The sequence below is a fragment of the Streptococcus pseudopneumoniae IS7493 genome (assembly GCF_000221985.1).
Lineage (GTDB): Bacteria > Bacillota > Bacilli > Lactobacillales > Streptococcaceae > Streptococcus > Streptococcus pseudopneumoniae.
This window is the reverse complement of sequence record NC_015875.1, coordinates 1043764-1070705: the sequence shown is the minus strand read 5'-3', so window position 1 is coordinate 1070705 and position 26942 is coordinate 1043764. Positions and strand designations below refer to the sequence as shown.

Annotated in this window: 12 protein-coding genes and 3 pseudogenes; 2 read left to right on the top strand and 13 right to left on the bottom strand. The window is 39.8% G+C overall.

The genetic code is table 11. From position 1 onward, the window contains the following. Positions 1-166: 166 nt before the first annotated feature. The 5 genes and pseudogenes from SPPN_RS12030 to SPPN_RS12025 all read right to left on the bottom strand — a co-directional run. Positions 167-6802 (bottom strand): ZmpA/ZmpB/ZmpC family metallo-endopeptidase, encoded by a 6636-nt coding sequence (locus SPPN_RS12030; RefSeq protein ID WP_014017257.1) that lies wholly within the window; start codon positions 6800-6802, stop codon positions 167-169. 238 nt (positions 6803-7040) lie between these two features. Then, entirely contained in the window at positions 7041-8219 is a 1179-nt protein-coding gene (locus SPPN_RS05560; RefSeq protein ID WP_000174783.1) for a hypothetical protein, read from the bottom strand. A gap of 17 nt (positions 8220-8236) precedes the next feature. Next, entirely contained in the window at positions 8237-11887 is a 3651-nt protein-coding gene (addA, locus tag SPPN_RS05555) for a helicase-exonuclease AddAB subunit AddA (protein WP_000802637.1), read from the bottom strand. Further along, positions 11884-15159, bottom strand: coding sequence for an ATP-dependent nuclease subunit B (gene rexB / locus SPPN_RS05550; RefSeq protein ID WP_014017256.1), 3276 nt, complete (start codon positions 15157-15159; stop codon positions 11884-11886). The genes addA and rexB overlap by 4 nt, the downstream gene beginning before the upstream one ends. 200 nt (positions 15160-15359) lie before the next feature. Continuing rightward, positions 15360-15515 (bottom strand): annotated as a pseudogene (locus SPPN_RS12025) (diacylglycerol/lipid kinase family protein); the annotation flags it as partial. Positions 15516-15620: 105 nt separating this feature from the next. Here SPPN_RS12025 and SPPN_RS05545 point away from each other — a divergent pair. Beyond that, complete coding sequence (locus tag SPPN_RS05545) at positions 15621-15980, top strand: tyrosine-type recombinase/integrase (RefSeq protein WP_078929799.1); 360 nt, start codon at positions 15621-15623, stop codon at positions 15978-15980. Between the two features lie 14 nt (positions 15981-15994). On the opposite strand, the pseudogene SPPN_RS05540 reads toward SPPN_RS05545, so the two are convergent. Both SPPN_RS05540 and eno read right to left on the bottom strand, forming a co-directional pair. Further along, a pseudogene (locus SPPN_RS05540) lies at positions 15995-16457 on the bottom strand (group II intron reverse transcriptase/maturase); the annotation flags it as partial. 844 nt (positions 16458-17301) lie between these two features. Continuing rightward, a complete protein-coding gene (gene eno / locus SPPN_RS05535) occupies positions 17302-18606 on the bottom strand; it encodes a surface-displayed alpha-enolase (protein WP_000022822.1) in 1305 nt (434 codons plus the stop codon). A gap of 163 nt (positions 18607-18769) precedes the next feature. On the opposite strand from eno, the gene SPPN_RS05530 reads away from it, so the two are divergent. Beyond that, positions 18770-19216 (top strand): YueI family protein, encoded by a 447-nt coding sequence (locus SPPN_RS05530; RefSeq protein WP_000131108.1) that lies wholly within the window; start codon positions 18770-18772, stop codon positions 19214-19216. Here SPPN_RS05530 and SPPN_RS05525 read toward each other — a convergent pair. The 6 genes and pseudogenes from SPPN_RS05525 to glgB form a co-directional block, all read right to left on the bottom strand. Then, positions 19213-20328 (bottom strand): annotated as a pseudogene (locus SPPN_RS05525) (glycerate kinase). The gene SPPN_RS05530 and the pseudogene SPPN_RS05525 overlap by 4 nt on opposite strands. Positions 20329-20336: 8 nt before the next feature. Next, complete coding sequence (serB, locus tag SPPN_RS05520) at positions 20337-20981, bottom strand: phosphoserine phosphatase SerB (RefSeq protein ID WP_000084487.1); 645 nt, start codon at positions 20979-20981, stop codon at positions 20337-20339. Positions 20982-21039: 58 nt separating this feature from the next. Further along, positions 21040-22473, bottom strand: coding sequence for a glycogen synthase GlgA (gene glgA, locus SPPN_RS05515; protein ID WP_000697309.1), 1434 nt, complete (start codon positions 22471-22473; stop codon positions 21040-21042). Further along, complete coding sequence (gene glgD / locus SPPN_RS05510; RefSeq protein WP_000687036.1) at positions 22470-23609, bottom strand: glucose-1-phosphate adenylyltransferase subunit GlgD; 1140 nt, start codon at positions 23607-23609, stop codon at positions 22470-22472. The genes glgA and glgD overlap by 4 nt, the downstream gene beginning before the upstream one ends. Beyond that, a complete protein-coding gene (locus SPPN_RS05505; RefSeq protein WP_000787253.1) occupies positions 23599-24741 on the bottom strand; it encodes a glucose-1-phosphate adenylyltransferase in 1143 nt (380 codons plus the stop codon). The genes glgD and SPPN_RS05505 overlap by 11 nt, the downstream gene beginning before the upstream one ends. Beyond that, positions 24731-26659: a 1,4-alpha-glucan branching protein GlgB gene (glgB, locus tag SPPN_RS05500; RefSeq protein WP_000375891.1), complete on the bottom strand. Its 1929-nt coding sequence runs from the start codon at positions 26657-26659 to the stop codon at positions 24731-24733. The genes SPPN_RS05505 and glgB overlap by 11 nt, the downstream gene beginning before the upstream one ends. Positions 26660-26942 lie beyond the last annotated feature (283 nt).

Here is a 26942-nt window from a genome sequence, read left to right as displayed (position 1 = left end):
AGATTTTTCAATATACTTCGTTATTGGGCGGTTACGGTGCAACCAAGACACTTCCGAGTAACACCGAACCAACAATACATTTTATTTTCCGAATGGAAAATTTATCTTTTTTAATAATGACAATTCTAATTCTCTACATTCACTTTTTATTTCCTAATAGTAAACACTATTTTTTATTCTCAAAAATTGAACTTCTAAAATCATCGGTTTGGTCAAGATAGGCTTTAAAGATTGCTCTCTTCAACTTATGAACCGCACTATCATATTCTGGATTATAGTTATACCAAGAATAACGATTATCTTCTGCATCCTTACGAACAGCTTCATCCATTAATTTCTGTAATTCAGTCACGCTATTGATAGTTTTTGTTTCGCGAATATACCAAGGAATTGATGGATCCTTAAATGACACTGTATTTAATTGTCCAAACTTATCTTGGCGTTCTTTGTACATAGCTTTCTTGAATTCTGTCCAAGTTTTATATTGACCGTTAAATACCTTTTTCAAAACCAAGTCATCTGTCACCAATCCGCGTTCTTTACCATAAATAGTTATCTTTTTACCATTTTGTTTGGCTTCTTCTTCGTATTGGTTTGAGATATATGGTACCATACCATCTTTAAAGCCTTTAGCAGCTAGTAGTTCATAGGCTATACGACGTCCCATCAGGTCACCTGGTGTTCCTATATCACTACTTAATGCTGCATAAATTGGTGCAAATAACTTAATAGTGAAGTAGCCATTTCTTTCGTATTCTTTAGACTTGTATTCACGAGCTGAAAGGATGTTATTATCAATCAAACTCTCAAAGCTTGTCAGTTTTTTAGCATCTTCTACTGTCAAATCTTTGACTACATTTGTTGCGTAAACCTTATTTCCATCTTCACGATCTTCTACATACTTGTTCTCAATTTTTCTAAGAGCTTCCATTTTCTGATAATTGGTAAGGTTCTCTGTAATAGATTTTCCTTCGAGATATTCCAACATGTAAACGACATCGAACATATTGTGGACGTAGTTCTGAAGATCTGTTGCGTCTTTAAATCTCGTGGTTGGATCAAGTACTTGTAATCGTTGTCCTTCTGTACTATCAGATTTTGAATGTTTCAAGATCGAGTTGATGGTGATGGTTGCGTCATTTGGATGGTCTGGCGCTTGTAATAAGCCTTTGGCGAAGAACTCTGGTCCCAAACCACTTCTTCGACCATATCCTCCAAGATAAATGTCCTGATCTGAATCGTGCGTCATTTCATGAGTATAAGTGATAGCTCCATCCTTATCCAACATACGATAACCCATATAATAAACGGCATCCCCTGTAGCATAAGCACCGTGTTGATTATGTCCAACATTATTTCCAACAGGTCCAAAGAAATGTTTCATAGCAGGATTTGGATCATCAAAATCTGCTACTTTTTTAGCCTTTCCTTCAGTATTATCATTTCCAAATTTATAGGCATCATAAAGCAAGATATTTCGATAAAGCTTTTCACGCCCTTTTTCATCTAGAATACGATACCAATAATCATAGTGATCTCGTTGACGCTCTGCTGTTTCGTGAGCACTCTTTTCAACAAACTTATTGAGCTTATCACCAGCCTTATAGTCACTATTGCGATAACGATCATAAGCACCAAAGCCTAGACTAGAGATAGTTGAAATGACAAATACTGATTTTTCTGGCAAGGTAAGTAGAGGTAGTACCATGTTACGATATTTCCAGCTGTCGCTAGTGATTCGATCATAGACACCGATAGAGTACTTGCTACCAGCTTTTTCCTGGTTAGCCCTCACTTCTGGAATATTAGATTTTTCTTCAACGATATAAGCCTTGGTCTGTGATTTAAACCAGTCATTGTTAGTTTGAGTAGGTGCAAATGCTTTACGATAGCCTTCTAAAGCACTAAACAGGTCTTTTGTACCGTAGTTATTCGTCAGCAAGGCATTGTAAGTAACCACATTATTTTTTGCCAAGAGATTGTTGTAGCCAGATTTACCTAGTTCAATAATTGTATCTAGCGGAGAGGTATTTCCCTTACCAAAGAAATCCATATGGAACATAAGCAAATCTTTTGCGCTAGCCTTATCAAATTTGAAATCATACCAGCGTTCTAGATAGGTTAATCCTAGCATCAAGGCTTCTTTGTTTCGCTTGATTTTATCAACCATGTAATTGTCAATAGCACTATTATTTCCAGTAACAGCAGCATCAGCTGAAAGTAATTTTTTAAGAGTCTCAGTCAAGTGCTCTTTGGTTTTAGCGAATTGTTCATCTAGATAGAGTTCTGTTAATTTAACATTATCAGAGATTCCTAACAAATTCTTAAGAGCAGATGGATTATACTGCACTGTATTTAAGTCGTTTTTAACTCTGTCTATTATAGATGAATAATCTTTTAGGAAAGCATTTGGTGTGTATACTAGACCTGTAGTTCCAATAGTATACTCAGCCAGATTTGCAAAATCACTATGGTAGGTTACGTTTACTTTCTCAGATGTTCCATCTTTGTAATGTAGTAATAAGTGATTGATAGAGTGCTTGTCTGAAGTAATATCTGAAACCACTTCCTCATTTTTCATAGCGACAACAGATAACAATTCTTTCTTAAATAGATTATTATCAGCTGACAATTGATTTCCATACTTCACAATGGTGTCTCTATTATAGAAAGGCAATAATTTTTCTATATTTTTATATGCAACTTCTCTTGCCGCTTGATAATGAGTGGCCTTGGTATAATCTACATCCTGTTTAGCAGAATTTGTGAAATCTTCCACGGTTATAGTTTTCTTTGTAGTAATCTGGTCTTTCTTGGCTTGAACTGCTTCTTTTTCAATCTCAGTACCACGTTCTACAGTGGAATCAACTGACATTACCTCATCTCCAACTGCTTGAACATTAACTACCTTATTGTCTTTATTACTGTAAACTGCTGTTTTCTTCATACCATTGAAGTGGTAACCAGAAATCGCATTCCCATTTGTAATATTCATATCGCTTAGGACATTTTGTAGAATCCCAGAATTGTCCTCCGTGCTAGAGCCATTTGTCCAAAGGGAACCTGCAACTCCACCAACTCTAGCGAATGGTTTAGCATTATTTATTTCACCTTCAGCATAACTATTTTTTACAGTTGCATTATTTTCTACGATACCTGCAATTCCACCAATTGTTTGATTAGAATGTTCTCCATTACTTGAAATGGTTACTGTTGAAATAGAATGATCTACTACAGAATTAGATCCAGTTAATTGTCCTACTAAGCCACCAATTGCATACTGAGACTTTGTAACAAAGGTATTTGTTATTCTTCCGGTGAAGCTACTATTTCTTACTGTAGAATTATCAACTTTTTGGACAAGTCCTCCGATACCTAGCTCACCAGCAATGATTCCATTTGCGTGAACGTTATCTAAAGTTGAAGAATTTGTGGCTTCCTTAGCAACTGATGCGACATGATTCTTACCAGAAATATTAACATCTTTTAAGGTGAGATCCTTAACAGTAGCTCTATTTAATGTATTGAATAATGGCTTTTTCAAATTATAGATAGCATAATGTTTACCTTGATGACTACCAATCAATGTCCCTGTAAAGTTATTTGTAACATAACTTTCTTGGTTTTCATTTAACTCAAACTCGCGAGCATTCATTGTTGCACCAAGTGTGAATGTTCCACTTGGTCTACTATTCATATCAGTTATTAATTTTTTAAATGATGTGTAGATAGGGCCATCATTTTGAACAAGTTTTGGAAGATAATATGTAAAATTGTCTTGGTATTGATTGTCTACAGATTGCTTCAAGTGTTCCAATCTAGCTGTGATTTTATAGACTGGTTTGCCATCTTTTGTAGTATCCTCAATGTTTGAAACTGGAAGCAGTACATCTTTAAATTTAGCTGACTTCACCTTAATGAAATAAGCAGATTTATTATCTGGTACTTTATCCAAACTTGTATGTTGTTTTGATTGATTATCTTCATAACTATAGAGCTCCACATCAGAAACACTTCTTAGTTCTATTGTTTTCTCTTGAACTTCTACTTTTTTATCAGGTTCTACTTCATTTTCTTGTTTAATTTCTTCGTTTCCATTTGAATTGGCTGTGTTTGATTCGCTTGAAACATCCTCAGTTGAATTTCCGTTTGATTGTTCTGGTTCTGTTTGTCCGCTCTCTGTTATTGGATGAGCAGAATTTTCAGGTTTGTTTGTTTCTTCAACTGAGGTTGTCGAATCACTAGGAATACTGGACATTTCCCCAGTATTTTCTTTAGATGTATCTGGTGATACATTCTCTGAATTCGTTGTTGTTTCTTCTGCAGGTTGAACTGGATTTTCTGCTTCTTGATTTGAGGTACCTTCTGTAGAGCCTTCTGTTGGATTTACTGGAACTTCTTCTACAGTTTTTTCTGAAGTTTCGTCTTTTGACTCATCTTTTTCAGGTTTGTTTGTTTCTTCAACTGAGGTTGTCGAATCACTAGGAATACTGGACATTTCCCCAGTATTTTCTTTAGATGTATCTGGTGATACATTCTCTGAATTCGTTGTTGTTTCTTCTGCAGATTGAACTGGATTTTCTACTCCTTGATTTGAGGTTCCTTCTGTAGTGACTTCTGTTGGATTTACTGGAACTTCTTCTACAGTTTTTTCTGGTTCTTGTTCTTTCGGCTTCTCGACTGGAGTTGCAGAATGAACTTCTGAAGCGTCTGTGGATTCTTCTTTAGTCTCTCCTGAGTTTTCTCCTGGCTTAGGAGTTGCATCTTCTCCTTGTTTTCCAAGATTCTCTCCGTTTTGAGAAGAATCTACGGTTGGAGGTGTAGAGTGACTTTCCACTTCTGAGTTCATATCACTAGATAATGTATCAGCTTTAGTTTCAGTGGACTCTGTAGCTACATTACTACTATTAGGATGTTCACTTTCCTCCAGTTCTGTCTTAGGAAGCTCATCCTTTGGAGCATTTATCTTGGATTCTTCATCCGTCTGAGGACTGCTCATTGTAGATGAAGTATTCCCTTCCGAAGCGTCTTCTGTGTTGGGGGTTTCCATTTTAGAAACATTTGATTCTAGTGAACCCTCTTCTTTGACCTTATCAGTTTCTTTCGGTTTCTCGACTGGAGTTGCAGAAGGAACTTCTGAAGCGTCTGTAGATTCTTCTTTAGTCTCTCCTGATTTTTCTCCTGACTTAGGAGTTGCATCTTCTCCTGAGTTTGTTGTTGATTCTTCTGCAGATTGAACTGGATTTTCTGTTCCTTGATTTGAGGTTCCTTCTGTAGAGCCTTCTGTTGGATTTACTGGAACTTCTTCTACAGTTTTTTCTGAAGTTTCATTTTTGGAGTCATTATTTTCTGGTTTATTTGACTCTCCAACTTTATTTGTATCACCTTGATTAGATTCAGTTGGTACTGTTTGCCCATTCTCTTCTGTTATTGCATTACCAGAATTTTCAGGTTTTGTTGAAGTTTCGTCTTTTGACTCATCTTTTTCAGGTTTGTTTGTTTCTTCAACTGAGGTTGTCGAATCACTAGGATTACTGGACACTTCCCCAGTATTTTCTTTAGATGTATCTGGTGATACTTTCTCTGAATTCGTTGTTGATTCTTCTGCAGATTGAACTGGATTTTCTGTTCCTTGATTTGAGGTTCCTTCTGTAGAGCCTTCTGTTGGATTTACTGGAACTTCTTCTACAGTTTTTTCTGAAGTTTCATTTTTGGAGTCATTATTTTCTGGTTTATTTGACTCTCCAACTTTATTTGTATCACCTTGATTAGATTCAGTTGGTACTGTTTGCCCATTCTCTTCTGTTATTGCATTACCAGAATTTTCAGGTTTTGTTGAAGTTTCGTCTTTTGACTCATCTTTTTCAGGTTTGTTTGTTTCTTCTACTTCTTTTGGCTTCTCGACTGGAGTTGCATCTTCTTTCTGTTTTCCAAGATTCTCTCCGTTCTGAGAAGAATCTACGGTTGGAGGTGTAGAGTGACTTTCCACTTCTGAGTTCATATCACTAGATAATGTATCAGCTTTAGTTTCAGCGGACTCTGTAGCTACAGTTCCAACTTGTCCATCCCTAAATTCTGGAACAGCCTCATACTGTCCGTTAATCACTTGTATTTTTGATGGATTCTCTATAAAATTCGGTGCAATCGTATAATCTACCTTTTGTTGATCTATTGGAGTGGCTACTGATTTCTCTTGATTACTTACCTTAGAATCAGAAGTCGTTTTTCCCTCTTTGATATATCCAATATAAGTGTAACCTGAAATATCTTTAGGAAGAGGTAATTTTTCTCCAGAGGTCAACTCATAGTCAGTATTGTAATTCAGTAAAAGATTATTTTCTAAAGCATGGGCTGATACTAGGATACCGTTTCCTATCCCTGCAACCAATACTAAATGTAATACCGTTTTATTCTTAATTTTTTTCTTGGAAACAGCAAAAACTAAAATCCCCAGAGCTGCTAAACTAGCACCAGCAACTAAGGCTTGCATCTCATTCTTGCTTCCAGTATTTGGTAATTCCGCCAGTTGATTTTGAGAATTTAACTTATAAACAAGATAATAAGTCTCATCATCATTCTCCACGTATGTCGGAATATCATATACAAGCTGCTTCTTTTCTTCTGATGATAGCTCTGACTCTGTCACATATTTGTAGTGAACACCTTTAGTCTCTTGAGCAGCCACAGATGAACTAGCTAATACAGACATAAAAAATAAACTCGAAATCGTTGCAGATACAAGTCCTACTGATAATTTTCTAAATGAAAAACGTTCTTGTTTTTCACCAAAATACTTTTCCATTATTCCTCCTTGAAATAAAATTTTAAAAATATGTAAGCCTAACTTTTTTATATTAGTGTACTATCTATAAAAAAGGGAACATACTTTAATTATACTCTTTATTTAGCAAAAAGTCTTAAAATTGAGTTGCGTTTTCATACTTTTTTTATATATAAAATACCAAGTAGTAGTTTTGCAATTCCCTATTATTTTTTGGATAAAATGTAACCTACCATGAAATTTCCACGGCAGGTGTTACTCATATCACTAATCGTTCTAAAAATGGTTTGATGCAGTTGAGGAGAACTCCTTCTATCCAGCTTTCTTGTGCTGAGGATAGATGTTCTGTCTGAAGGCTTTCTTTTAAAAAGTCTCGGACTTGTTCTGGTGCGATTTCAAACTCAAAGGCTTTCATTTTATAGAAAAAGTCTAGCAGATGGTCTGATAAGTATTCAGTTGAAAAAGGCACTTCTCCACTTTTTCGATATTCTAATAAGAGCCGAGCAAAGCGGGCTTTTTCTTCAGGAAGCTCACGAAAATAGGAATTGAGGAGCCAGGTCTGCTTCTGCTTTCTTTCAATTGGATCCTGACTAGCAATTCGTTGGTCTTTTTCCAGCTCTTTTTGGTATTGTTTGGCCTTGATAGCCCGTTCTGTCCGATTTTTACCAAAAAGAATTTTCTCCCACTTGCGTTCTTCTTGAGTCAGGGTCTCTGTAAAGCCAAAGTAATCTTGATAAGCACGCTCTGCTGGGCCCATAGCTAGAACCAGATTGTCTGCATATTGCTTGGCGATTTTATCCCTCTTCTTGCGCTCTTTCTCTGCCTGAATACGGAGTTCTTGTTCGTAGTCAATTTTCTCCTTACCTAGCTTGACAAGGTAGAGTTGGTCATCTGGTTTTCCAAGTAAAAAGGGTTTGATACACTTTTCAAGAACTTCTTCCATACGAGCCTTCTTCTTGGGCTCTGCCTTGGTCCAACTTCCTCCTTGAAAGACTTCTAGGAAGAGATGGTAGTCTTTCTCAGGTGAGAACTGATTTCCACGATTGGGTTTAAAAACACCTTTTTCCCAGAGCCATTTTAGAAGTCGCTCGTCAAAGTCACTTTTATTGACCTTGATTTTTTCCCTTTTCTGGATTTTTCTGGTCAGATTTTCAACCTTTCTGAGTAGTTTTTCTTCCTCTTCCAGTTGCTGGTCAAGGGTCAATCGATGAAAATGACGAACACAGTCGCTACCTATCGGAAAGAGGCGTTGGCCTGTGACACCGTTAAAGAGTTCATAAGCGTATTTGATGGCATTTCCACAGACACAATTGCTACGGCCGATACCGTTAAAAATCAAGGAAACTTCATTCCATTCCTTGGTAGCTTGTTCCCAAGTATCCGCTTTTGAAGCCTGTAAAACCGCATCATGCAGGGATTTTCTAACTGGAAGTGTCATGAGGTCTCCTTTCTAAATTATACTTTTACAACTTGAACCTCATCTTTACCTAGTAAAATCAAGTATTTCTCAATATTTTTAATCGAATAGGCTCGAGATAAAGCCTCTCCGTATAGGGCTAACTGACCACGATAACGGTCTATGAGTTGACTTGGTTCATCATAGCGGTCTGTCTTATAGTCGAACAGAACAATTTTGTTTTCGTAAAGCAGATAGCCATCAAGGATACCACGGACAACGAAGTCTTCCTGACTCTTTTGGTCTCGTTTGAGCATGGAGAAAGGTTGCTCACGATAGAGATGGTTGGTATTAGCGAGAATTTCCTGACCGAGTGCTGTGTCAAAGAATGCAAGAATTTTAGCAAGATTAATCTTGTCTCTGACAGCTGGGCTGGTTTGAACTTGTTGGAGAGTTTCTGTCAGGCTAGCAAGCGTTGGTAGCTGACTGAGATCCATTCTCTGCATGAGTTCGTGGGTAGCACTACCAATCTCAGCTCCTGTTATCTTTTCTTTGCTTGAAAAATCTGGTAAATCAAAGCTGATTTTCTTGTCTACTGACTGTCCTTGACTTGCAATCTCAACACCTTCCATATCCATAACAGGTTCGTAGAATTTCTTGATTTGACTTGGGGTTTGAACACTAGGAAGTTCAATGGCTGCGCGGTGAAGAGTATTATAAACTTCCACCTCTTTCAGCATTTCAAGAGCTTCCTTAATGGTTTCTGATTGGCGATTGTCTGCTTGGGAGCTATCTTGGAGAGGGCTTTTAGTTTCCAACTGACCGATAGCTTCTCTAGTCAGCTGATCTTCACCAACAAAACGATAGCTAAAGTTGAGATGATCCTTGGCAAATACTTTACTGATAGCCCAAATCCAATCTTGGAAATTCCTTGCTTGAAGTCTAGTAGTGCTATTTAGTTTTCCATTTTTAGCTGCTGGGTATTCCTTGGCTTCCAGCTTTTCACGAGACCCCTTACCGACAAGGTAGAGCTTTTTCTCAGCCCGTGTCATAGCAACATACAGTAGACGCATCTGCTCAGAATAGCTTGCCAGCTGTAATTCTTCTTCGTTCTGTCTATAGGTCAAGCTAGGAACGGAGAGTTTGATAGTTTTAGGATAGTGATTTTCCACTGCTCCTGTCTCCATTTTGGCAATATATTTGATACCAAGACCATTCTGACGGCTGAGAATGACCTCTGACATGCTGTCTTGCTTGTTAAAATCCTGATCCATATTGAGGATAAATACGTAAGGAAACTCCAGCCCTTTACTCTTGTGGATGGTCATGAGCTCTACAGCATCCTTGGGCGGTGCGACGGCCACGCTTGCCAAATCGTGCTGGGCTTCTAAAACTTGGTTAATCATACCAATAAAACGAGACAAGCCCTTGAAATTGCTCTTTTCAAACTGGTCAGCACGCAGTGCTAGGGCATAGAGATTGGCCTGTCTAGCAGGACCATTTGGTAAAGCCCCAACATAATCATAATAAAAACGGTCGTTGTAAATCTTCCAAATCAGGTCATAGAGGGAGTGGGTTTTGGCATACAAGCGCCAAGAAGCCAAGATATCCATGAATTGGTTTAGTTTCTCAGCTAGAGCCGTGTGAATCAAGCCTTTTTGACTACTTGCCATTTTTTGTGCATTGACCAGTTTCTCATAGAGATTTTCTTGGACTTTATCCTCTGCTTTCTGAAGGGACAAACGTGCTAACTCGTCCTCATCAAAACCAAACATTGGAGACTTCATAAGGGCAACCAAGGCATAGTCTTGCAGGGGATTGTGAATGACACGAAGGGTGTCTAACATGACTTGCACTTCTAGAGATTGGAGATAATTGTTTTGCTCTCCGTCAGTTTTGACAGGAATTCCATACTCAGACAGGGCGAGAAGAATCTGGTCATTACGACTGCGACTGGAGGTCAGAAGGGCAATTTCCTTAAAGGAAACACCTTTTTCCTGATGAAGCTTAAGGATTTCCTTAATAACTAAGCGCATTTCGCCTGTTAGTTTAGTATCAGCTTGGCCCTCTTCTTCCTCACCTGTGTCGTCCTTATCGTAGAGGAGAAATTCTGCCTTGTTGTCTGGATTGGGAGTCAGTTTGGTATTGGCAAAAACAAGTTGGTGCATGTTATCATAGTTGATTTCGCCGACCTCTTGGTCCATGAGACGTTCAAAGACATGGTTGGTTGCTGATAGCACTTCTGAACTACTACGGAAATTTTTCTTCAGGAGAATCAGCTTGCCTTCTTGGGGATTTTGCGCATAGCGTTGGAATTTCTCATTGAAAATCTGCGGATCTGCCTGACGGAAACGATAGATGGACTGCTTGATATCTCCCACCATAAAGCGATTGCGACCATTAGACAGCAATTCCAACATCCGTTCTTGAATATGGTTGGTATCCTGATACTCATCGACCATAACTTCGTGGAAGCGCTCCTGATAAGCCTCACGAACTTGTGGGAAATTCTCTAAAATCTCAATGGTGTAATGGCTAATATCAGCGAATTCAAAGGCATTTTCCTGTCGTTTTCTCTGACGATAAGCCTCCACAAAATCACTCATGAAGGCTTGGAAGGTTTTAGCTAGTTCCCAGGAGTCTTCATGGTAACGTTCTTGATAGTCGAGAATGGTTATCTGATCTGCTAGTTGTCCTAGTTTAGCAAACTGGGTCTTTCTCTCTTCGTTGTAGGCATCGGCCAGTGGCTTCAAATCAGCCTTACGACTGGCATTAGTCAGTGCCCGACCGTTTTTCTCTTTCGAAATGGCGATAACACGTGTAAGCACTGCCTGATAAGCCGGACTATCGGACTCCTGATTTAGGGAGCCAATTTCATCCAGAATCAGCTGGACATTTTCTAAATAGGCAGCCTTGGGAAACTCCTTGGCATCATTATCCAGATGATAACGGAAAAAGCTTTCCAAATCCCAGAGAGCTTGCTGGATTTGCTCAGTTAGTTTTCCTTTTTCACTGGTAAAATCAGCTTTTTCAAAGCCTTTGAGGAAAGATTTACTCAGCCAATTCTGAGGATTACTGGTGGATTGTAGGAAGTCATAGATTTTATAGACTTGCTGGCGCAGTCCCCGTTCATCCTTGCCTCGCCCAGCAAAGTTTTTCAGCAAATGACTAAAGGTCTCTTTCTGTTTACCTTGGTAATGCGCTTCAAAGACCTCATGGAAGACTTCGTTTTTGAGAAGAAGTTGCTCGCTCTGGTTTTGTAAAATCCTGAAATTAGGCGCAATATCAATCAGATAACCGTGTTTACCAAGGAATTTTTGTGTGAAGGAGTCCATGGTTCCGATGGCTGCGTTGGGTAGGTCTGCCAACTGGTGTCCTAAGTGTTGTTTGAGCTCGACATCGCCACTTTCTTGGATTTGTTGGCTGATTTTTTTCTCCAAACGCTCCTTAAGCTCTGTCGCAGCCTTGACGGTAAAGGTTGAGATAAAGAGTTGAGAAATTTCGACACCACGCGCCAATTGATCTAGAATGCGCTCTGCCATGACAAAGGTTTTACCAGAGCCAGCTGACGCTGAGACAAGGATATTCTGACCAGAAGTATAGATGGCTTCGATTTGTTCGGCAGTTTTCTTTTGTTCCTTGCTCGAATTTGCTTCTGCTTCTTGCAGTTTTTGAATTTCCTCCTCAGTTAAAAAGGGGATGGGCTTCATCGATTCAACTCCTCTCTTATTTTTTCAAACCAAGCTTGCTTGAGTTTCTCTCCGACCAGGCGCTTGCCGTCAGCCAAGTCCAACTTTTCTAGGAAACGGGCTTGACCTAAGTGGTAATTAGCTTCAAAGCCAGTAATAGCCTGATGCTGCTGAACGTAGGGGGCAATGCTTCTACCATTTTCGGTATAAGGATTGATAGCGAACTGGCCTGATAAAATCTTCTCTGCTGCTTTCTTGTATAGATGGGCATTGTAGTCTAGTAGGAGCTGGAATTCCTCATCCGTCAGCTGATTAGCCTTGTTTTTGTTATAAAATTCGCCCAAATGACTGCTTTCTTTTTCTAAAAAGAGGCCTTGGTATTTCATAGACTTGCTAGCTTCTACTACTGCACCTGCCAGACTTTTAACGGCCATCAGAGATTGGACAGGCTCAGCCATTTCCAAGTACATGGCACCGAAAAAGTTCTGTTCCCCCTCTCTTTTTAGGGCAGCAAGATAGGTTGGTAACTGGGAATTGAGCCCATTAAAGAAATGAGGAAACTGGAACTGAGTTAAACTCGACTTGTAGTCTACCACTCCAATCGCTCCATCAGCTTTCAAACGGTCAATCCGGTCAACCTTACCTCGTACAAAGACACTGCGCCCATTATCCAATTGAATAAAGGCCTGCTCTTTACCCCCGAAGTTCGCCTCTTCTTTGATGGTTTCGATGGCTGGATTGTGTCGGAGAATATGTCCAGTCGTCCGCGCCACATCAAGCAGAACTTCTTTAGTAAACTGGGCTTCCAAACTTTCTTGATAAATAGCTTCAAATTCGCGTTCTTGACTGGTTTCTTGAATAGCTTGTTCTAAACGTTGGTCAAAAGAATCTTCGTCAGGCAACTGCAAGGCTCGTTCAAAAATACGGTGTAAGAAATTCCCGTGACTACGGGCATCTGGACGCAGGCGCAATTCCTCCTGCAAGCCTAACACGTAGCGAAGAAAATAACTGTATTCATTGCGGTAAAACTCCGTCAAACCGGAGGTAGACAGGTAAAACTCCTGATCAGTTGGATAGAGAGCTTGCAAGGTGTCCTTGGCCAAGGGCTTACTGCTTGGACTGGTTGGAAGGGCAGGATTTTTCAGACCTTGCTGATCTAACTTTTTACCCATGACACGCGCCAGAACCTTAATAAATGTCAAATCTTGCTCAGTCTCACTCATCTCGCCCTGCTGGTGATAGGCAACCAGACTGGACAAAAGACTGTGATAGGACCCCATATCTTCCTTAGACAGCCCTTTGTGATTCATCCTCTTCTCTCTCCGACTAAATCCAAAATGGACTAGCTCTTGAAGATAGGCTGATTCCTTGCTTTCACTTTCATTAAAAAGGCTTGGAGCCGACAAAACCAACTGCTTACGGGCAGAATTGACCAAGGAAAGCATAGTATAGCGATTTTTCTTGAGGTTCTCACTGCTGGCAATCAGCAATTGTGCTCCCTCTTCAGTCGTTTGGTTTAAATTTTGTCTTTCTTCGTCTGTCAAAAGGCTAGTATTTTGCGCGATTTTTGGTAAATGGTCCTGAGTCAGCCCAATAGCATAAACAAAGTCAGCTGTCAGAGGAGCAATCAAATCGTAACTCTGCACCAGAACGGTGTCCACTGTTGCTGGAATGGTGCGATACTGAGATAGGCTCATCCCAGAATGAAGCAAGGCAAGGAAGTCCTCTAGATTAACTTGCGAACCAGCAAAAACGGTCGCAAATTGTTCTAAAACATGACAGAATGCCTTCCAAACTTCGTCCTGTCTTCCCTGTTCAAGAATTTCCATAGTGGCTGTCAAATCTTGTAACTGCTTGGTCACAGCTCCTTCTTTTAGAAAAGAGTTCCACTTTTGCAAGAGATTTTCAGCCTTTTGTTTTCGACTGGCAAAGAGGGTTTCAAGAGGTGTTAAAATACGCAGACGAAGAGCATTTAAACGTTCCAGATTAAATTTTCCATGGTGGGATTTGGTAAAGGTTTGCTGAAAGGCTTGCAAGCCATTGATACCAAGATAACGGATATATTGCTCAAAAGCATCAATATTCGCTTGGCTAAGATCAGTATACAAACCTGTTCTGAGAAGATTTATCAAATCTTCTTGACGGAAACGATAGCGTTTTAAAGCTAAAATAGACTCAACAAACTGTGTCAAAGGGTGGTGCGCCATGGATTCGCTTTTGCCTAGATAGAAAGGAATCTGATACTGGTCAAAAATAGTTTTGAGAGATAACTGGTAAGAAGTTACATCCCCCAAGAGAATACGGAAATGCTTGTAACTCAGGTCTGAGTTCTCATGCAATTTCTGACGGATGCTACGGGCTACTAGCTCCAACTCCTCCTTTTGCGTCAAGGAAGACCAGATTTGTAAGTTGTCACGGTCCTTCTCATCGACATCCAAAGTGAGCTCTGTAAAGTCATAAGACGCTTCTAGCAAACGAGAGGCCTTGTCAAAACTATCCATCTTCTTATGAGACTGAGAACGGTCCTGAGCAGGCGTTTGGTATTTAGAGGCTAGATGATGGAGAAACTCCACACTAGCTTGATAGAGATTGCCTTCAGAGAATGGACTGGCATAAGCTTTCTTACTAGCATAGGCTCCAATGACAATCTCAACACCCTTGCCATGAAGTAGGTCCACAATTCTCTCTTCTTCGGCAGAAAAACGGGTAAATCCATCAATAACCAAGGCGATTTGAGTAAAATCACTACTAACTTTATCATTCTCAATAGCCTCAATCAAATGGGATAACTGACTTCCCTGAGCTAACTGCCCTTGGTTAAGATAGGCCGTTACTTTCTCAAAAATCAAGAGTAAATCGGCCCTCTTGTCCTCATCCGTCAAACTCTCCAAGTCCAAAAAACTCATCTGAGCCTTGGTCATCTCGTGGTAAAGCTCTATCAACTGCTGGATAAATTGAGGATCCTGCTTGATGGCGCCGTATACTCGTAAGTCTTTGGGATCAAGTTCGGCAAGACATTTGTAAAAGGCCATCCCAAGACCAATGTCATCTAGACTGGTCTTAGCAGGCAAGTCATTCAAGACTAGGTATCGAGCCATTTGAGCAAAGCGCGTAACAGTAATCTCAAAAGAAGCATACTGGGACAAGCATTCCAGCACGGCGCGTTCCTTTTCAAAAGAAAGAGAGTTGGGGGCGATGTAGAAGACCCGCTTGCCCGCAACAACTAGCTCCTCCGCCTCTCTGGTTAGAATTTTAGTCAAAGAAGTCCGAATATCAGTATAAAGTAATTTCATCTCTGCCTCGTTGGAATTTTTCATTACCTTTTATTATACCATGATTAGCCTCGTAAATCCGTTAAAATATTTAGGCCATCCTTTCTTTTCTTCATCATCTGCTAAATCTTAAATACTTAGCTTTACTTGTATTAGATAGAATAAATCTGCCTACTGAAAATCACATAATGAAAAAAGCCTCGGTAACAAGGCTTTGAGTTCTATGATTGTTTCTTAGGTACGGAATACACTTCAATGTGTTGTCCTAGTACCTTGATGTCGACTGGTAGATTATCTGATTTATCGCCATCAACATCCGACTCTAATTCGATATCAGAAGAAATTTTAATAGTAGGTGCTTTTATATATTCAATATTCTTGATAGAATGATTGAACTATAGTAAATTGAAACTAGAATAGTACACCGTGGATGCTAAAATATTTCTAGAAATTAATTTGATTTCCCTAATCAAGCTGTTCGTATATTATTTCAACCTACTATAAATCGTCTAAGAGAAACAACCGATAAGAATTGGCACAAAAGCGACCGTATTTTTGTTACCAATACAGGAAAACCAGTTCATAGTTCCGTCTTGAGCAAGTCTCTCCAGCGAGCAAACGAACGCCTTAAAAAACCAATTCCCAAACATCTGTCCCCTCACATCTTCAGACACACCACTATTAGCATCTTAGCAGAAAATAAAATTCCTTTAAAAACAATCACGGACGGGGTTGGTCATTCCGACTCTGAAGTCACTACTTACATCTACACCCACGTCACAAAGAACATGAAAGATGAAGCAATCAATGTACTGGATAAAGTTATGAAAAAGATTTTTTAAAAAGTTTTGCCTCTCTGCTGACCGTTAATGATAACACCTGAATGAAGATACTGACGAATCAAGGATTCCCTATCTCCGTCTTCGATAATATTATGTACTAAGGACATCAATCTATCTTGAGGAACCCTATCGAAAAATTTCTCTAGGTCTATATCCACTATCCACTCATAGCCGTCATTTAAGTACTCTAAGAGCTTGGACAATGGCTTGTTGGATTATCCTATCCATCACTGTCGGAATCCCAAGCTGAAGGACACCTCCATTGGGTTGGGGGATTTCAACTCGCAGGACTGATTGAGGTTTGTATTTCCTCTGTTTTATCAGTTCTTTAGTCAGGCGCCAGTTTTGTCTGAGATAATTATCCATCTCTTCTATAGTCATTCCATCAATCCCAGCTGAGCCCTTATTGGATTTTCCTTGATTGTAGGCTTCCAGCATATTTTCGCGTGATACTATCTTATCTAGCAATTTTGACATGTGCCTATTCCTTTCTTGTTTTGGTGCCTGAGGGACATCTTATATTGGTGAACCTTCATCTAGTCAATACGTGACAGAGTCCAGTTCTATCAGACCGTTCGTTTTACAGACACAAGTGAAGTAGGATTACTTCGATCTGTCGTTTTCTCTTTCTAGCGACAGACCTCAAACAGTCTCTCCCCAGACTGTTTGAGTATTCACCCCTTCGCTCCACTTCCATTACAGAAGTTTCCTCACTACTATGGGTTCGGCTGACTTCTCATGATTCCTTGTTACTACGCTTTCAGCGCTCATGAGACCTCACGGGATAAGTCCTACATCTTTCCTCGTTTATACAAGATATGAGGACGTTAAAAGGTTAGAGTGAAAATAGGAAATCTGACGCAGAGTCTTTAGACTCTAGAAAGATTTATCTTTTTCACACAAACCTTAGTCTGAATTCAATTACTCTCGTGATTTACGCATATAGGTTACGACTACCTTTTTGGACTTTAGAGTTTCTGCCCCCCTTATCCGCTATATACGCCTTACTATCACGTTCCTGTTCGTAGAGCCACGATTTCGCTATCCCTTCCTCTGACGATTCTTATTTCCAGTGTCAGACTTAAAACGGTCTATCCCCAGACCGTTTTAATCCGCTACCTCACGATAGTCAGGCTTGGGAATCGCTATTGGGTTCACCGGTAGCAGGTGCCCACCGAGGACTTACACCTCAGATGCACGACATGCCCGTCGTACCAAAAATAGCCCTTCGGAAAAAATCCGAGGGGCTAGAAACGTTGTTAAATCAACGGCCGAACTTTTGAATTTCAAGGTTCGGGATAAAATAGTTTACTGAACTACTTTATTTTTTCAAGTTGTAGAATGATTTCAATCCACGGTATTCTGCTACTTCACCAAGTTGGTCTTCGATGCGAAGCAATTGGTTGTATTTAGCGATACGGTCTGTACGTGAAAGTGAACCAGTCTTGATTTGTCCTGCGTTAGTTGCAACTGCGATGTCAGCGATTGTTGAATCTTCAGTTTCACCTGAACGGTGTGATACAACGGCAGTGTAACCAGCTTCTTTAGCCATTTCGATAGCTTCAAAAGTTTCAGTAAGAGTACCGATTTGGTTAACTTTGATAAGGATTGAGTTAGCAGCACCTTCTTGGATACCACGTGCAAGGTAGTCAGTGTTTGTTACGAAGAAGTCGTCACCAACAAGTTGTACTTTCTTACCAAGACGTTCAGTAAGAGCTTTCCAACCATCCCAGTCGTTTTCATCCATACCATCTTCAATAGTGATGATTGGGTATTTGTTAACCAATTCTTCAAGGTAGTCGATTTGTTCTGCAGATGTACGAACAGCAGCACCTTCACCTTCAAATTTAGTGTAGTCGTAAACTTTACGTTCTTTATCGTAGAATTCTGATGAAGCACAGTCAAATCCGATAAATACGTCTTTACCTGGTACATATCCAGCAGCTTCAATCGCAGCAAGGATAGTTTCAACACCATCTTCAGTTCCTTCAAAACGAGGAGCAAATCCACCTTCGTCACCTACGGCTGTTTCCAAACCACGAGATTTAAGGATTTTCTTAAGAGCATGGAAGATTTCAGCACCCCAACGAAGAGCTTCTTTGAATGATGGCGCACCAGCAGGTACGATCATGAATTCTTGGAAAGCGATTGGAGCGTCAGAGTGAGAACCACCGTTGATGATGTTCATCATTGGAGTTGGAAGAACTTTAGTGTTGAATCCACCAAGGTAGCTGTAAAGTGGGATTTCAAGGTAGTCAGCAGCAGCACGAGCTACAGCGATAGACACACCAAGGATTGCGTTTGCACCCAATTTACCTTTGTTAGGAGTACCGTCAAGAGCGATCATAGCACGGTCGATAGCTTGTTGATCACGTACATCGTAGCCAATAATAGCTTCAGCAATGATGTTGTTTACGTTGTCAACAGCTTTTTGTGTACCAAGACCACCGTAACGAGATTTGTCACCGTCGCGAAGTTCAACTGCTTCGTGTTCACCAGTAGAAGCTCCTGATGGAACCATACCACGTCCGAAAGCACCTGATTCAGTGTAAACTTCTACTTCAAGTGTTGGGTTACCGCGTGAGTCTAGGACTTCGCGAGCGTAAACATCAGTAATAATTGACATTTTTTACTCTCCTTATGAGTTAAATTTTTTACACCTCTATAATACCTTAAAACCCCTCCTTTTTCAAGAAAAAACGTTATCTTTGTGCAACTTTTCCTTAACTTTATAAAGTAATCGCTTTCTTTTGTCTGTTTTATTCTAACTTTTATGATATACTGTTTTCATGACAGATTTATCAAAACAATTACTTGAACAAGCTCATGGTGGAGCAAAATTAAATCCGGATGAGCAAAGACGCTATCTTGGTACTTTTGAGGAAAGAGTTCTTGGATATGCAGATATTGATACAGCAAATAGCCCTCAGTTAGAAAAAGGATTTTTATCTATTTTAGAAAACCTTCAGGAAAAAGCAGAGCCACTATTTGTGAAGATTTCACCAACTATCGAATTTGACAAGCAAGTTTTCTACTTAAAAGAAGCAAAAGAAACTGATAGTCAAGCTACCATAGTATCTGAAGAGCATATTACTTCTCCCTTCGGTCTGGTTATCCATAGCAATGCACCCGTTCAAGTAGAAGAAAAGGATCTTCGACTTGCTTTTCCAAAACTTTGGGAAGTTAAAAAGGAAGAACCATCCAAAACATCCTTATGGAAAAAATGGTTTGGCTAAATATTGCGCATAGTTAATAAGTGCCCAATATTGGCAGCCGTGTGCTCCAGATAGAGACTGGCATTTTTCAAACTATCTTCTAAAGGTTCACTTTTCTCCAAAATAGAAAAGACAGCTTGGATATTTTCAAATGGTAGGGGAGGTAAATCTTCAGCAAGACTACCGCAAATAGCAATAACAGGAACTCCAACAGGGGTTCTTTTTGCAACACCTATAGGCGCTTTCCCAGCAAAGCTTTGACTGTCAAGTCTTCCTTCTCCAACAACAACCAAGTCAGCATCTGAAACTTTCTTATCAAAGTTGATTAAGTTCAAGCAGGTATCAATTCCAGACACGATATTTGCCTGAGCAAAGGCACACAAACCGCCAGCAATGCCTCCACCAGCTCCTGCTCCTTTAATTTGCAATATTGCAGGTGAGACTTTTTCATAAAAGTCTTGGATTGCTTGATCTAGGACTGGAAACATAGTAAGATTTAGGCCTTTTTGCTTGCCAAAAGTGTAAGTCGCACCTTGATGACCACATAAGGGACTCACGACATCTGATAAAATATGAATTTGAACACCTTCAGGAATTTTATAGCGATTTTCTGTTGAAACAGAAGCTAAGTTTAATAAGGATTGACCGGAAGCAGGCAAGACATTTCCGTCCCTATCATAAAATTGATAACCTAAACCAGCAGCAATCCCCAGTCCTCCATCATTACTGGCCGTGCCACCAACACCGATATAAATATCTTTAATCCCTTTAGAAATGAGATGGAGAATCAACTCTCCGATACCACAAGTTTGGATTTGAAGTGGATTTCGTTTCTCTAGCGGAATTTTTCCAAGACTAACCAAGTCAGCTACTTCAAATAGTGCCAGTTGACTTTTTTGAAAATAGCGCATGGCTTCTTTTTGTCCAAAAGGGTCTGTCACTTGGATCCATTTTTCTTTTAGGTCAAGAGAATGTCGGATAGCATCTACAGTACCTTCTCCCCCATCACCAACAGGGCAGAGGAGACATTCTACATCTGCTATCGATTACTGGAAGCCTCTTTTTATTGCTTCAGCTACCTGTTGAGCTGTCAAGCTTTCCTTAAACGAATCCGGTGCAATTACAATCTTCATATTTTCCCTCATTCTAAACAGTCAATCAAAGGAAGAACTTCTAAAAAATCCCTCTTGTCAACATGATGTGGTATTTCTTTTTTGAGTACTTCTTTGGCACAAAAAGCGATTCCCAGTCCTGCTGATCTCAACATCAATAAATCATTGGCCCCGTCACCGATTGCAATCGTTCTTTCTTTAGAAAGTTTTAGTTCCTCTCTCCATTGTTCCAGAGTCTCTTTTTTAATCTGGGGACTGATAATTTGTCCAACTAATTTCCCTGTTAGATGACCGTCTTTGACTTCAACTTGGTTTGCAGAGAAATAGGCAATCCCTAGAGATTTTGATAATCTCTCAACTATTGGTGTAAATCCACCGGACACCAGACCAACTAGGATGCCATTCTTTTGGAGAATGGAAATGAATTCCTGGGCATTTAGCGATAGATGAATTGAGTTGAAGACGTTATCAAAGACCAAAATAGGAAGACCTTCCAACAAGGACACTCTTTTTCTTAAACTGCTTTCAAAGACCAACTCTCCTCGCATTGCCCGACTTGTAATCTGCGAAATTTCCGCCTCATGACCTGCCTCTCTCCCTAAAAGATTAATCACTTCTTCTAGGATTAAGGTTCCATCTACATCCAAAACACACAAGCCTTTTACTTGAGACATCAGTTCTCCTCTCTAAATAGCCTAAAAATCGTATGAAGTCATCATACGATTTTATCTATTAATTAACTAAACTATGGTACAAGTCAAGGTATGACTTGCAGGCTGTATCCCATGAGAAGTCACTCTCCATAGCTTGTTTTTGTAGGTTTCTCCAAATGTCTGGATGGTTTCTATACAAGTCCAATGCTGTTTGGAAAGTCCAATTTAACCAGTAAGGAGATAGATTGTCAAAGCTAAAGCCAGTACCGCTTCCTTCGATTGGATTAAATGCTTTAACGGTATCTCGCAAGCCTCCAACTTCATGGACCAATGGCAAGGTTCCGTAACGCATAGCCATCATTTGAGACAAGCCACATGGTTCAAAACGACTTGGCATGAGGAAGAGGTCACAAGCAGCGTAGATTTCTTGAGCAAGTTTGACATCAAAAGTGATATTTGCTGATAGCTTGTCTGGGTATATCTGAGCAAACCATGAGAAAGCTCCTTCAAAGCCTGGATCTCCAGTTCCCAAAAGAACAATCTGAACATCATTTTGCAAGATATGGTGAAGACTTTCGACCACCACATCAAAACCTTTTTGACGTGTCAAACGAGAAACAATTCCCACCAGTGGAACGTCAGCTCTAACTGGCAAGCCAACTCTTTCTTGCAATTTTGCCTTGTTTTTGGCTTTCCCAGACAAATCTTCCTGATTGAAATGATAGTCTAAAAGAGCATCCGTCTGAGGATTATAAAAATCAGCATCAATCCCATTCACGATACCAGATACTTTACCAGACTCCATTCTAAGAATCTGATCCAAGTTACATCCGAATTTACTGGTCATAATTTCCTGAGCATAACTAGGTGAGACGGTTGAAACACGATCCGCATAGAGAATACCTGCCTTCATCCAGTTCAGACAGTTGTTCCAGCGAAGGGTACCATCAGCATAACGTTCAAAGCCAACTCCAAACAAGTCCCATAACATTCCTTCTGAAAATTGTCCTTGGAATTCCAAATTATGAATGGTTAAAACAGTTTTTATTCCTTGATAGGCTTGAATCCAACGGTATTTTTCCTTTAACAAGAAAGGAATCATGGCTGTATGGTAATCATGAACATGGAGAAGGTCAGGAATAAAGTCAATCCTTTCCATAGCCTCAATGGCAGCAAGTTGGAAAAAGGCAAAGCGCTCTCCGTCGTCAAAATCACCGTAAACATGACCACGGAAGAAATAATATTGGCTGTCAACAAAGTAGAAGGTTACACCATTTAATACTGTTTTCTTAATTCCACAATACTGTCTGCGCCAACCGACGCTCACCTCAAAATGAAGAACATCTTCAATCTGATTTCCAAATTTAGCCTCTACCATGTCATAGTAGGGTAAAATCACTGCAACTTCATGTCCCGCTTTTACAAGTGATTTAGGAAGAGCGCCAATGACGTCTCCCAAACCACCTGTTTTTGAAAAGGGTGCACCCTCTGCTGCTACAAATAAAATTTTCATGAATGAATATCCTCTGTTACTTTGCTACCTTTCTTAACGACAACTGGATGTTCTGCAGTTCCTCGAATCACAACACCAGGCTCAACTTCAACACCCTTGTCCAAGATAGCATATTCTACCTGAGCTCCTTCTCCAATCACAACACGAGGGAAGAGTAGGCTATCTTTAACCAGGCTATCCTTATGGATATGAATATTACGTGATAGAACAGAATTAGCCACTTGACCTTCAATGATACTACCAGACGCAAACTGAGAAGTACTTACCTTAGATGTATTAGCATAGTAAGTTGGTTCTTCGTTCTTAACCTTTGTATAAATCTTTTGGTTTGGTGAGAAGAGAGAATAGAATTTCTGTGATTCAAGCATATCTTTATTAGCTTGGTAATAAGACTCTACAGAGTGAATATTGGCTAGGTAGCCTGTGTACTCGTAGGCGAAAGCTCCCTCTTTTGCAGCCAAATCACGTAAAACATAACGCAATTTCTCTGGATGTTCTTTTTTAGCTTCTTCTTCCAAGCGTTCAATCAACCACGGTGTATCAACGACAAAGATATCTGTAGACATATTGAACGTTTCAGCTGTTGACTTGCTATCAAAGAGTTTATGAGAAAGAACATGGTCTGTTTCATCCACTTCTAAGATTGCATTTACTTCTGAAATATCTTTCTTAGCTAGTTTTTTATAAACTACAGTGATAGGCCCTTTTGTTGTACTATGTAGATGGAAAACTTGGTTCAAATCAATGTTAATCAAGACATCGCAGTTGAGGGCAACCGTTTGGTTTGATCCAGAGCGTTTTAAATAAGTAAGAAGCTGTTGGTAGTATTCTTTTCCTACTGTGCTACTCTCCACACGAGTATTGTAAATACCTAGATAATAGTGACTGAGAAGGGTTGATAAGCCCCACTCGCGTCCTGAACGGATATGGTCAAAGACTGAGCTGATATTATCCTGCTGGAAAATACCAAAGACACTACGAACACCTGCATTAGCAAGGCTTGAAAGTGGGAAGTCAATCAAACGATATTTCCCACCAAATGGCAAACTTGCTACTGGACGGTGGTCTGTCAATGTCGACATATCGTGAAAACCAACTGTGTTTCCTAAAATGGCAGAATATTTATCAATCTTCATCTGTTGCTACCCCCACTACTTCATTATATCCTACAACTTGTACTTCATCTGTTCCATCAATTTCGACACCGTCAGAAATAATCGCACCTTCACCAATAATGGCACGTTTAATCTTAGCTCCTTGACCAATGATAGCTCCACTCATGATAACTGAATCAACAACTTCCGCTCCTTCGCGAACTTGCGCGCCTGTTGAAAGGATAGAATGTTTAACAGTTCCATCAACGAAACATCCGTCTACAACTAATGAGTCTTCCACATCAGCATTTGCTCCGAGGAAGTTTGGTGGTGAAATCAAGTTTCTTGAGTAAATCTTCCATTGACGGTTACGACTATCCAAGGCATTCTCTGGAGAAATGTACTCCATGTTCGCTTCCCAAAGAGACTCAATCGTACCAACATCTTTCCAGTAACCGCTAAATTCGTAAGCATAAACACTTTCACCTGACTCAAGGTAATTTGGAATGACATTTTTACCAAAATCTGACATATCTACATTGCTCTTTTCAGCAGCGACTAACATATTACGAAGGCGTTGCCAATCAAAAATGTAGATTCCCATAGAAGCTTTTGTAGATTTAGGTTGAGCTGGTTTTTCTTCAAATTCAACAATACGATTGTTAGCATCTGTGTTCATGATACCAAAACGGCTTGCTTCTTTAAGAGGGACGTCTAAAACGGCTACTGTCAAGCTGGCATTATTATCCTTATGAGACTGGAGCATATCATCATAGTCCATTTTGTAGATGTGGTCCCCAGACAAAATCAAGACATACTCAGGGTTGACACTGTCGATATAGTCGATATTTTGGTAAATAGCGTGACTAGTCCCTTCAAACCAACGATTTCCTTCACTGGCAGAATAAGGTTGAAGAATAGAAACACCAGAATTGATACCATCTAGTCCCCAGCTTGAACCGTTCCCAATATGATTGTTGAGAGCAAGAGGTTGATACTGTGTAATGACCCCAACATTATGAATCCCTGAGTTGGCACAGTTTGATAGGGCAAAGTCAATGATACGGTAGCGCCCACCAAATTGCACAGCTGGTTTTGCGATGCTTTGAGTGAGTTTACCGAGACGAGTTCCTTGCCCACCAGCAAGAATCAAAGCTAACATTTCATTCTTCATTTTCTACTCCTTTTTGGTTTTTACTTGTGACAGTTTTATCAGATTTCAAGCGGCGTTTGATTTTCCAAACACTTGCTCCCATAGCCGGTAGGGTAAAGGTCAAGGTCTGCTCATAATCTTTCCATAGTCCTTCTTGCGTTTGAACAGTTTGATTATGTTCTTTCCAAACGCCTCCCCACTCTTCTAACTCAGTATTCCAGACTTCTTCATAAATCCCTGCAACAGGCAGACCGATTGTAAAATCTTTTCGTTCAACAGGTGCCATATTAAAGACGCAGACTAGCATGTCGCCCTTCTTACCCTTACGGATGAAGGAAAGAACACTCTGGTCTCGATTATCCGCATCAATGATTTCAATACCATCATAGCTGGTATCGATTTCCCACAGACAGCGATGATCTTTGTAAAACTGGTTTAGCTGAGAAGTGAAATACTTCATCTTAGCATTCATAGGGTCTTCTAGATTAGACCATTCCAACTGCTCTTCAGATCTCCATTCTAGGAATTGGCCGTATTCACTACCCATGAAGAGCAATTTCTTACCAGGGTGACAAATTTGGTACGTATAGAGATTGCGCAAGCCTGCGAATTGATTATAGCGATCTCCCCACATCTTGTGCATCATACTCTTCTTGCCATGAACAACTTCATCGTGTGAGAATGGTAGGAGATAATTCTCCTTGAAGACATACATAAAGCTGAAAGTCACTAGGTTAAAGTCGTATGTACGATAAATCGGATCTTCTTCATAGAAACGGAGAATATCATTCATCCAGCCCATATTCCATTTGTAGTCAAAGCCAAGACCATCTGAATCCTTTGTATCAGTAATCTGAGTAGCTGATGAACTTTCCTCAGCTATCATCATCACATCTGGATGAGCTAGTTTAATGACATCATTCAAGCGTTGAAGGAAATAATATCCTTCATAGTTGAGATTACCGCCATCTTTATTCGGTGTCCATGGGGCATCATCGTAATCTAGATAGAGCATGTTGCTAACCGCATCCACGCGAATACCGTCCAAATGGTAAAAGTCAATCCAAAACTTAATGCTAGAAATCAAGAAGGACTGGACTTCATTCTTCCCAAGGTCGAAATTGAGTGCTCCCCAACCATAGTTATGAGCCTTATTATGGTCCTGATACTCAAAAGTCGGTGTCCCATCGTAATAGGCTAAGGCATCATCATTAATAGTGAAGTGACCAGGTACCCAGTCCACAATAATCCCAATATTGTTTAAGTGACATTCCTCAACAAAATCTTGAAACTCTTCAGGACGACCATAGGCATGCTCTAAAGCAAAGTAACCCATAAGCTGATAGCCCCAACTCAAACCGAGAGGGTGAGACATCAAGGGCATAAACTCAATGTGAGTATAGTTCATCTCAACTAGGTAAGGAATGAGTTCATCTTTCAATTGAGCAAAACTATAGGGACTACCGTCTGGATTTCTCTTCCAAGAGCCAGCATGAACCTCGTAAATATTGACAGGACGCTCTTCAAAGCTTAAGCGTTTTCTACGGGCTAGCCAGAGTCTATCCTTCCATTTTTTCTCTGGAATCTCTGTTAAAATCGCTCCAGTACCAGGTCGTGCCTCATACCGTACAGCCAAAGGATCAATCTTCATAAGCTGATGACCATTTGCACGTGTGATATGGTACTTGTAAATTTGGCCTTCTTGAGCAAAACTGGTAAAGACTTCCCAGACTCCAAATTCATTCCGTTCCATCGGAATCTGATTTTCTACCCAATTGGTAAAATCCCCTACCAAGTGAACTGCCTGAGCATTGGGTGCCCAAACTCGGAAAGTATAGCCAGACTCACCATCTTTTTCTTCCCTATGCGCTCCCAGATAATGCTGGAGGTGAAAATTCTCACCTGTCATAAAGGTGCGCAATGCTTCTCTTCTATCCATATACTCCCTTTCTGCTGTAAGCGTTTTCTGTGTTTTTATTATACTACTTTTTTAGAGAAGATTCAAGTAAATTACTATACTTCTTTAAAATTATTTTGAAAATCTACAAAAAGTTCACTTAGTTGTTCAATTGTAAATTAATATTTTTTCAAAAAAATTGCGAAAATGCATTTCTTTTTCTACTACAATACCAAAAAGTTCGTATTTTTTCTATGATTATTATTATTTTATAGCAAAAAAATAAAACCAGGAAAACAATTTCCTGATTTTACACGTTTGATGA